This is a genomic window from Microcoleus sp. A003_D6, from assembly GCF_036702825.1.
Classification (GTDB): domain Bacteria; phylum Cyanobacteriota; class Cyanobacteriia; order Cyanobacteriales; family Microcoleaceae; genus Microcoleus.
Genome location: NZ_JAUBWA010000181.1, coordinates 1 through 9,897, shown reverse-complemented (window position 1 = coordinate 9,897; position 9,897 = coordinate 1). Strand labels below are relative to the sequence as shown.

Sequence of the window (9,897 nt, the reverse complement as noted above, 5' to 3'; positions counted from 1 at the left end):
TAAACTCTGCTGTTGCTGATGAGTCGGATAAATTCTGTATTGATACCTTGCTTTCATTATTTCCCGTTACTTACTTACTTTATTATACTAGGCCTTACCAACAAAATTAGGAGACTTCAAAGAGAATTAAAGCCGTCTTGAAAGACGGGGCTTGTATCCCAATTTCTTTGTCAAGAATCATCTATGCCTCAGCCGGTGGCGGTATCTATCCGCAGGCCTACTCCCCTGTCAGGGCATCGGGTTGGGGCAGCCGAGATCCACAAACTCGCAAATAACGCCCGATCGAGCTACTGTAAAATCTAAAACTCATCTACCTTATTATTAATCGCCATGTCAGCCGATCGCAAACTCTACGAAGGCAAAGCCAAAATCCTCTACTCCACCGAAGACAGCGAAATTTTGCTGACCCACTTCAAAGACGACGCCACAGCCTTTAACGCCCAGAAACGCGGCAGCATCGCCGGCAAAGGCGAAATCAACAATGCCATATCAGCCCACCTGTTTCGGATGCTAGAAGCCAAAGGCATTCCCACCCACTTCATCGACACGCCAGCCCCCAACCAAATGCGAGTCTGCCGCGTCAAAATCTTGCCCTTAGAAGTCGTCGTCAGAAACATTGCCGCCGGCAGTCTTTGCAAACAAACCGGACTCGCCCTCGGCACAATTGTCAATCCACCGCTGGTAGAGTTTTATTACAAAAACGACGATTTGGGAGACCCGCTGTTGACCCGCGGCCGACTGCTGTTAATGCAGCTAGCCACCCCGGAACAAGTAGACCAACTAGAAACCGCCGCCCGCGAAATTAACGAAATACTGCAAGAATTTTTCACCCAGTGCGGCATCACCCTGGTAGACTTCAAACTGGAATTCGGTATAGACCAACATCAAAACCTGATCCTTGCCGACGAAATCAGTCCTGACACCTGCCGCCTGTGGGACAACGCAGAAACCGACCCCGACGCCCGTGTTATGGACAAAGACCGATTCCGCCGCGACTTGGGATCGGTGGAAACCGCTTACCAGCAAGTTCTCCAGCGGGTTCTAGCTCAGAAAGTCTAGAGGCCTTAACAATGCGCTACAATTGCACAGTTTGTCACGGACATTCAGCACTCAGCAGTCAACAGTTAGCAGTCAGCGGCAAATTCTACCGACTCAATAACTAATGACTAATGACTAATGACTGATGACTGATGACTAATGTGGTGTGTGGATTCCAAAAAAGTGAACAAAAATGCGCTTATCTGCTGTATTGGTGGCAGTTTTTACTGCCTCAGCAACATTCGGGTTATCAAATTCGGCTTCGGGCCAAACATCCTACTCTGAATCAGCAGAGGAAACTTTGGCCGCCGTTACCCCCGCCCCGTCGATCGAATTACCCGATCGCCCCGTTCCAGAATTAACCCAAAACCCTCCTCAAAACCGCAAAGCCGCTAAAACCAGCAAAGGGGAAGCCCTAAAAATAGCCCAGGCCCCTGCCAGAGGAGAGGACGACCGCGAACCCCCAAACCGAGTCACAGACCCGCCCTCCCCGGTTTCGCCGGCGGACTTTCAACTCAAACCCGAGCTAGCATCCAACCCCTCCCCCGCCTCTAGCAGCCAAAACGCCCTGCCAGAGGGGCAACTGGGCAGCCCGCTCCCCCCCGCGCCATCGGCTGTAACGCCCGCCTGGATCGCAGCAGAGCTAGGGAAACCAGATGAATCCGGGGCGATCGCTCAGAACCCCCAAGTTACCCCCAGACCGGCCCCAGTCAGACCGGCCCCAGCGAGCCCTCCGACTAACACCGTTCCCACATTGCCCTCGGCCCCAGCACCGCAGCCCAGACAAACCCCCGCACCCGCCGGGGCGGCCGAACCGCAAGTGCTAGTTGCAGAAGTTACCGTCACCGGGGCGACGGGAGACCTGGAAAGCGAAATTTACCGAGTCATCAGCACCCAACCGGGACGCACGACCAACCGCAGCCAACTGCAACAAGACATCAACGCCATTTTTGCCACGGGCTTTTTCAGAAACGTGCGGGCAGTACCCGAAGACACCCCGTTGGGCGTTCGGGTAACTTTTATCGTGCAGGCAAATCCGGTGCTGCGGGGAGTGACAATCACCGGCCAGCAAGTGCTGCCCCAAAGCGTAATTGACGAAAGCTTCCGCGATCAGTACGGCCAAATTCTCAACCTCCGCCGCTTTGAGGAGGGAGTGAAAAAAATTAATGCGTGGTATCAAGAGAACGGCTATGTTTTGGGCCAAATCACTGATGCCCCGCAAGTAGCAGACGACGGCACTGTCACCCTGGTAGTGGCAGAAGGCCAGATCGAATCCGTTGATGTCCGCTTCTTGAACAAGGAGGGAGAGGCAACGGATGCCACGGGTCAGCCGATCGGAGGCAACACCCGCCGCTTTGTCGTCACCCGCGAAGTAGAACTCAAGCCCGGAGATATCTTTAACCGCACCAAGGCGGAAAGGGATTTGAGACGGGTGTTTGGTTTGGGAATTTTTGAAGACGTGCGGCTGGCCTTGGAACCGGGAACGACAGACCCCCGCAAGGCAAGGGTAATTGTCAACGTCATCGAGAAAAATACCGGTTCTCTGGCGGCGGGTGCGGGTTTGAGTTCCGCGACTGGTTTGTTCGGTACGGTGAGTTACCAGCAGCAAAACTTGGGCGGCAGAAACCAGAAGTTGGGCGCTGAGGTGCAAATCGGGGAACGCCAAAATCTGTTTGACTTGAGTTTTACAGATCCCTGGATTGCCGGCGATCCTTACCGGACTTCTTATACGGTTAATGTGTTTAGAAGACGATCGATCAGCGTGATTTTTGACGGTGGCGATCGGGAAGTCAGATTGCCCAACGACGATCGCCCCCGCATCAATCGCACCGGTGCCGGTATCAATTTCACCCGTCCCCTGTCGCGCAATCCTTTTGCCGATGCTGAGTGGACTGCTTCAGTCGGCTTGCAGTACCAGCGAGTCTCAATTACCGATCGCAAAGGCCGGCGCGAATCCGAGGACGAACTCGGCAACCAGTTAAGTTTTAGCGATTCCGGCTCCGATGACTTGACAACTTTGCAAGCAGGTGTTGTGCGCGATCGGCGCAACGACCCCCTCCGCCCCACTAGCGGTTCCCTGATCAGGTTTGGGGTGGAACAATCGATTCCTGTAGGTTCCGGCAGCATCCTGTTAAACCGCCTGCGGGCCAGCTACAGCTTTTACCTACCAGTCAAGTACACCAACTTTACCCCCGGCCCTCAAACGCTGGCATTCAGTTTTAGAGGCGGCACAGTATTCGGAGATTTGCCTCCCTACGAAGCCTTTGCCTTGGGCGGCGCCAACTCGGTGCGCGGATACAACGAAGGCGACCTCGGAGCCGGTCGCAGCTTCCTAGAAGCCAGCGTTGAGTACCGTTTCCCGATTATTTCGTTTATCGGCGGTGCGCTATTTTTGGATGCTGGCACTGATTTGGGCACGGGCAAAGATGTCCCTGGCGACCCGGCCGGTGTCCGCAACAAGCCCGGTAGCGGTTACGGTTACGGCCTCGGCGTGCGGATTCAATCTCCTTTAGGGCCGATCCGGATCGATTACGGTATCAACGACAGCGGCGACAATCAAATTCACTTTGGGATTGGCGAGCGATTCTAATTAACGAAGAGTCATTAGTCAGCAGTCATTAGTCCTTAGTTAGGAGTAATGGGTAATGGCTAAGGTGTCCACAAGCGCGTTAAACCCTGAGTCCGCCCTGGGTTTAAACCCAGGGCGGTCTTTCGGATTAAGTTGACACATCTGGGTAATGGGTAATGCGTAATTCTCAACCAATGACTAATGACCAATGACCAATGACTAATGACCAATGACTAATGACCAATGACTAATGACCAATGACTGATGACCAATGACTAATGACCAATGACCAATGACTAATGACTGATGACTAATGACTAATGACCAATGACTAATGACTGATGACTAATGACTCAACGTACCTTAAAATCTGAATTTGAACTGTCGGGAATCGGTTTGCACAGCGGCGAACAAACTCGCGTCCGAGTTTTGCCTGCTGGGGTTGGGGAAGGTCGCTATTTTGTCAGAATTGACTTGCCCGGTGCTCCGATAATTCCTGCAAAAATTGAGGCAGTTTGTCAGACTGCACTTTCAACTGAACTGGCAGGTATCGATGCTCAAATTCGCACTGTAGAGCATCTATTAGGCGCTTTGGCGGGGATGGGAGCGGATAATGCTCGAATTGAGGTTGATGGGCCGGAAGTGCCGCTGTTGGACGGTTCGGCTCTGGTTTGGGTAGAGGCGATCGCCCGTACCGGCTTAGTTCCTCAAGAATGCAAGGAAGATTCAAGTCCCTCCTTCGTCCTAGAAAATCCAATTTGGGTGCGTCACGGCGATGCTTTTGCAGCGGCTTTACCCTCAGCAGAAACTCGATTTAGTTACGGAATTGATTTTGAGGAACAGGCGATCGGCAATCAATGGTACAGTTGGTCGCCAGAGGCAGAAAGTTTTGCGACGGCGATCGCCCCAGCCCGCACTTTTGGACTTGCTCGCCAAGTTGACCAATTGCGACAAGCAGGTTTGATCAAAGGTGGTACCCTAGAAAACGCCCTAGTTTGCGATCGATCCGGCTGGCTCAACCCGCCCTTGAGATTTGTCAACGAACCGGTGCGCCATAAAATCCTAGACTTAGTAGGCGACCTCAGTTTGCTGGGAACTTTACCAAAAGCTCACTACTTGGCTTACAAAGCCAGTCACAACCTGCACGTCCAACTCGCCCAAGCCCTGAACTCCCAAGCTCTAGCCACCCTAGAGACAAGTTAGGAAAAAACAAGCAATCTGTTAAGATTACTTCTTCTTCCTTCTGACTTCTTCCTTCTTCCTTCTTCCTTCTTCCTTCTGACTTCTGACTTCTTCCTTCTTCCTTCTTCCTTCTGACTTCTTCCTTCTTCCTTCTTCCTTCTGACTTCTTCCTTCTTCCTTCTTCCTTCTTCCATACCACACTCAAAAGTCTTCAAGCAATGTCCACGCTGACTGAAGTTAATACCCTCAATACTGCTAATTCTGAATCCGTCCCCACCGAAAACGGTGAGGATTCTCCAGCGGTTAAATCTACTTTTACTGTCGAAGAAATTCAGAAATTATTGCCTCACCGCTATCCTTTTGCACTGGTAGACAAGATTGTTGATTATATGCCAGGAGTGCGGGCTGTAGGAATTAAAAATGTGACTTTCAACGAACCGCATTTTCAAGGGCATTTTCCCGGACGACCGATTATGCCTGGGGTCTTAATTGTCGAAGCGATGGCTCAAGTTGGCGGTATTGTTCTCGCTCAGTTGCCTGACATCGAGCAAGGATTGTGGATGTTTACCGGGATTGATAAAGTCAAGTTCCGCCGTCAGGTTGTACCGGGCGATCGGTTGCTGATGACTGTAGAATTGCTGTGGGTAAAACGCCGCCGCTTCGCAAAAATGCAGGCGATCGCTGAAGTGGACGGACAAAAAGTTTGTGAAGGAGAATTGACGTTTTCAATGGTAGATTAAATTTGTTATTTGTTACTTGTTATTTGGGAATTTTTATCTATTTCTGATGACAACTGCCAACTGCCAACTGCCAACTGCCAACTGCCAACTGCCAACTGCCAACTGCCAACTGACAACTGAAAAATGCTTACTTTGATTCACCCAACTGCTGTGATTCATCCCCGCGCCGAACTGCACCCGACTGTAGAAGTGGGGGCTTATGCTGTAATTGGCGAAAGAGTGAAAATCGGGCCGGATACTAAGATTGGCGCTCATGCAATTATCGACGGGCTAACAGAAATAGGCGCTCAAAATCAAATTTTCCCCGGTGCGGCGATTGGTTTGGAACCTCAAGATTTGAAATACGAGGGTTCTCCCACTAGGGTAACAATTGGCGACAGCAATGTGATTCGCGAATACGTGACAATTAACCGCGCTACTGGAGCGGGGGAAAGCACCACAATTGGCGATCGTAATCTATTGATGGCCTACGTTCATGTGGGACACAATTGCGCGATCGCCGATCGAGTAATTATCGCAAATGCTGTAGCCTTAGCCGGACACGTTAAAATCGAGTCTCAAGCCCGATTGAGCGGTGTTTTGGGCGTTCACCAGTTTGTCCACATCGGCCGCTTGTCTATGGTGGGCGGCTTGAGCAGGATCGATCGAGACGTACCTCCTTATATGCTAGTCGAGGGAAATCCTTCGAGAGTGCGAGCTATCAACAAAATAGGCTTAGAGCGCGCCGGTTTTACCGCAGAAGATTTGCTAGTTTTGAAGAAAACTTTTCGTATTTTATACCGTTCTGGCTACAATCTAAATCAAGCTTTGGAAGAGTTGGATTTGTTGCCGGAAAACCCCCACTTGCAGCACCTGCGGAGATTTGTGCAGCAGTCTATAACCAAAGGGCGGCGCGGTTTGATTCCTGGCAAAAAGTGAATGAGGTAGAATAAACCTATGAACTAAGCGACTGTTGCCCTATGAATTTATCTACCTTAGCCAAATCTATATCTCCCGATGCAGGAAAAGATGGCTGCATGACTTTTAACGGCGTTAGCTGGGAGCAGTTTGAAGCGATAGAAGCAGCTTTTAAAGATATCGGCGGTGTGAAATTTTTCTATCTCGATCGAATACTGCAAATTATGACTGTCTCGCCCGAACACGAAATAATCAAAAAAACTCTCTGTATGCTGCTAGAGGCATATATGAGAGCAAATGGGATTCGATTTTACGGTAAGGGCGGGCCGACTTTGGGTAACAGAGAATTAGGCGGTAGAAAAGAGCCGGATGATTCCTATGACATAGGAACACCAAAAACATTCCCAGATATTGCTATTGAAGTCGTAATTACCAGTGGGGGGATAAATACTTTAGAATTATACAAAAGGTTGGGCGTTCGAGAAGTCTGGTTTTGGCAAAACAGTCAGTTATCTCTCTATTACTTAACAGGTGAAAATTACGAGCAGATTGCCCGGAGCACATTCCTTCCCGCTCTGGACTTAGAATTACTGCTACGATGTGCTAGTATGCCCGATCAATATGATGCTGTTACCGAGTTATTAGCAAACATCTCACCTGTTTAAATTGAGAATATGAAAATTTTTATTAGCACTGGTGAGGTTTCGGGAGATTTGCAAGGATCTTTGTTAGTTGCAGCGTTAAAACGTCACGCTGTAACCGCCGGTTTGGAGTTAGAAATAACAGGATTGGGCGGGCCTCGTATGGCGGAAGCTGGGGCTACTATTTTAGGCGATACTGTGGGCATTGGTTCTATGGGCCTTATAGAATCTGTACCCTATATTTGGCCCACGATCAAAGTTCAGGAAAAAGCTAAACAATATCTCAAAAATTTCCGCCCCGATGCGGTTGTATTGATTGATTATTTGACTCCAAATCTCGGTATTGGCAGCTACATCCGCCGCTGTTTGCCTGATTTGCCGGTGGTTTGGTACATCGCACCTCAAGAATGGGTTTGGTCGATTTCTCCTCGCAATACCGATCTGATTGTCAATATTTGCGACCAACTTTTGGCAATTTTCCCCGAAGAAGCTTGTTATTATCGAAAAAAAGGAGCCCAAGTGAGTTGGGTTGGTCATCCTTTGGTGGATAGAATGCAATCTGCGCCCAGCCGGGAAGTTGCCCGCAAAACTTTGGGAATTGTGCCGGAACAGGTGTCGATCGCCCTAATTCCCGCTTCCAGACACCAAGAACTCAAGTACCTGATGCCAGTTATATTTGAGGCCGCTCAAATTATTCAAGCTAAATTGCCGGAAGTTCATTTCTGGATTCCGCTTGCTAACAAAGCTTTCCGCAGCAAAATTGAACAGGCGATCGAGAATTACGGTTTGCGGGCTACTTTGTTGGAAAATCAAACTCTGGAAATCTTGGCGGCAGCCGATCTGGCGATCGCTAAATCTGGTACTGTTAATCTGGAGCTAGCTTTGCTCGATGTTCCGCAAGTTGTCGCCTACCGCGTCAGTCCGATTACGGCGATTATTGCTCGCCACGTCCTGAAATTTTCGATTCCTTTTATGTCTCCGCCCAATTTGGTGCAAATGAAGCCGATCGTCCCTGAGTTGCTGCAAGACGACGCTACTGCGGAAAATATAGTGAATCACGCACTGGAATTGCTGCAAAATGCCGATCGACGCCAGCAAATGAAAGCAGGTTATCGGGAAATGCGCGAAAGTCTCGGAGATGTCGGTGCGTGCGATCGGGCGGCTGCGGAAATAATGAAAATTTTCAGTTGACAGTTGACAGTTGACAGTTGACAGTTGACAGTTGACAGTTGATAGCGACCTCTACTTAGAAGGAAGAGGATTGGAGTAATGAATAGTCTTATTTTAATTTCTCCCGATCGGGGATAGGCTTTAAACCAATTCTTTTGGGTAAAGTTAAATACAGCAAATTAAAGCAACTTTGTTATTGAAATGTTATGCCAAGCAATCGGAAAAAGCGACCGATCGCTGTTGATTTATTTGCAGGCGCGGGCGGCATGACCCTGGGCTTTGAACAAGCAGGTTTTGATGTACTTGCCTCAGTCGAAATTGACCCAATTCACTGCGCCACACACGAGTTTAATTTCCCGATGTGTTCTATTCTGTGCAAAGATGTCGCACAGCTTCGGGGATCGGAAATTCGGAAAAAATCGGCGATCGGGCGGCGCGAGATAGACGTAGTAATCAGCGGTTCGCCCTGTCAAGGGTTCTCGATGATGGGCAAGCGCGATGTGGACGACCCGCGAAATTCTCTAATTTTTCACTTTAAACGCTTAGTTTTGGAGCTAAAGCCCAAGTTTTTTGTAATGGAAAATGTGCCGGGAATTGCATCAGGAGAACACAAAGAACTCCTGAAGCTTTTAATTAGCTCTTTTCTGGAAGCAGGCTATCAAGTAGAAGAAAAATATCAAGTTCTCAACGCGGTTAACTATGGAGTGCCGCAAGCTCGCAAACGATTGTTTTTGATTGGGTGCAAAGCAGGTTATGAGCTACCCAAATACCCTCAGCAAAATACGATACTGCCGAAAATTAAAATTCCTAAACGCTATAAAAAAATTAATTTACCTGCTGTCCCGACAGTTTGGGATGCGATTGGAGATTTGCCGGAAGTTGAAAATTACAGCGAGTTGCTGCACCGAGATTGGGTAATGGCGGAGTACGGAAAGTGCAGCACTTATGCGAGTATAATGCGCGGAATTGATGGTTTGGATGATGATTATTCCTACGATCGCGAGTACGATCGGCAAATCCTCTCCTGTAGTTTGCGAACTAAACATTCTCAGGAATGTATGGAAAGGTTTCAGGCGGCCAAACACGGCGAAAAAGAGCCGATCAGCCGTTTTTACAAGCTTCACCCCCAGGGAGTTTGCAACACTCTCAGGGCCGGAACCGACAGGGCGAGGGGGGCTTATACTTCGCCGAGGCCGATTCACCCGATCGCGCCTCGGTGCATTACAGTCAGAGAAGCTGCGCGACTGCATTCCTATCCTGACTGGTTTAGATTTCACGTTACAAAATGGCACGGTTTTCGCCAAGTCGGAAATTCTGTACCGCCGCTACTGGCGAAAGCTGTAGCAGCGCAAATTATTAGCGCTTTGGGCGTGGAAGCAATTAAGCCGAGTCTCAAGCTGACATGGGGAGATGATTCGTTGCTTAAACTTAATTGGTCGGAAGCAGAACAATATTATCTAAAAAGTTAAGAATTAGATTAAATTAACGGCAATATTATCGTTCCACTGACATTTTTTAACTAATACCAAATTCAAAAAAGAATGCAACAGTATTCTTGTTCCCCCCCTTTGCAAGGGGGGGCTAGCAGGGTGGTTTTATTGTGGGGAGAAGAAATCTGAAACGACAGAAAGCACCACTCAAAGCTCGCGTCTGGGACGCA

10 protein-coding genes are annotated in these 9,897 nt (G+C 49.2%); 8 read left to right on the top strand and 2 right to left on the bottom strand.

Annotation, left to right across the window (positions count from 1 at the left end; all coding sequences use genetic code 11):
* Window positions 1-57: helix-turn-helix domain-containing protein (locus tag QUB70_RS32820; protein ID WP_442927853.1), on the bottom strand; the 57-nt coding region annotated here is incomplete at its 3' end.
* 273 nt (window positions 58-330) lie between these two features.
* Between QUB70_RS32820 and purC the strand changes: the two genes are divergently transcribed.
* The 3 genes from purC to lpxC all read left to right on the top strand — a co-directional run bounded on the left by purC (window position 331) and on the right by lpxC (window position 4,810).
* The gene (gene purC, locus QUB70_RS29830; RefSeq protein WP_332985302.1) at window positions 331-1,059 is read left to right on the top strand and encodes a phosphoribosylaminoimidazolesuccinocarboxamide synthase; all 729 of its coding nucleotides are present in this window, start codon (window positions 331-333) and stop codon (window positions 1,057-1,059) included.
* Window positions 1,060-1,231: 172 nt separating this feature from the next.
* On the top strand, window positions 1,232-3,628 hold the full coding sequence (locus QUB70_RS29825) for a BamA/TamA family outer membrane protein (protein ID WP_332985301.1): 2,397 nt from the start codon (window positions 1,232-1,234) through the stop codon (window positions 3,626-3,628).
* 327 nt (window positions 3,629-3,955) lie between these two features.
* Window positions 3,956-4,810, top strand: coding sequence for a UDP-3-O-acyl-N-acetylglucosamine deacetylase (lpxC, locus tag QUB70_RS29820; protein ID WP_332985300.1), 855 nt, complete (start codon window positions 3,956-3,958; stop codon window positions 4,808-4,810).
* Between the two features lie 24 nt (window positions 4,811-4,834).
* Here lpxC and QUB70_RS29815 read toward each other — a convergent pair whose 3' ends face one another.
* The gene (locus QUB70_RS29815; protein WP_332985299.1) at window positions 4,835-4,990 is read right to left on the bottom strand and encodes a hypothetical protein; all 156 of its coding nucleotides are present in this window, start codon (window positions 4,988-4,990) and stop codon (window positions 4,835-4,837) included.
* Window positions 4,991-5,007: 17 nt separating this feature from the next.
* Here QUB70_RS29815 and fabZ point away from each other — a divergent pair, with 17 nt between their 5' ends.
* The 5 genes from fabZ to QUB70_RS29790 all read left to right on the top strand — a co-directional run bounded on the left by fabZ (window position 5,008) and on the right by QUB70_RS29790 (window position 9,706).
* On the top strand, window positions 5,008-5,529 hold the full coding sequence (fabZ, locus tag QUB70_RS29810) for a 3-hydroxyacyl-ACP dehydratase FabZ (protein WP_332985298.1): 522 nt from the start codon (window positions 5,008-5,010) through the stop codon (window positions 5,527-5,529).
* Window positions 5,530-5,652: 123 nt separating this feature from the next.
* Entirely contained in the window at window positions 5,653-6,447 is a 795-nt protein-coding gene (lpxA, locus tag QUB70_RS29805; protein ID WP_332985296.1) for an acyl-ACP--UDP-N-acetylglucosamine O-acyltransferase, read from the top strand.
* 41 nt (window positions 6,448-6,488) lie between these two features.
* Entirely contained in the window at window positions 6,489-7,091 is a 603-nt protein-coding gene (locus tag QUB70_RS29800; protein WP_332985294.1) for a Uma2 family endonuclease, read from the top strand.
* Window positions 7,092-7,100: 9 nt separating this feature from the next.
* Entirely contained in the window at window positions 7,101-8,258 is a 1,158-nt protein-coding gene (gene lpxB, locus QUB70_RS29795; RefSeq protein WP_332985293.1) for a lipid-A-disaccharide synthase, read from the top strand.
* A 185-nt stretch (window positions 8,259-8,443) separates the two neighbouring features.
* The gene (locus tag QUB70_RS29790; protein ID WP_332985291.1) at window positions 8,444-9,706 is read left to right on the top strand and encodes a DNA cytosine methyltransferase; all 1,263 of its coding nucleotides are present in this window, start codon (window positions 8,444-8,446) and stop codon (window positions 9,704-9,706) included.
* The last annotated feature ends 191 nt before the right edge of the window (window positions 9,707-9,897 follow it).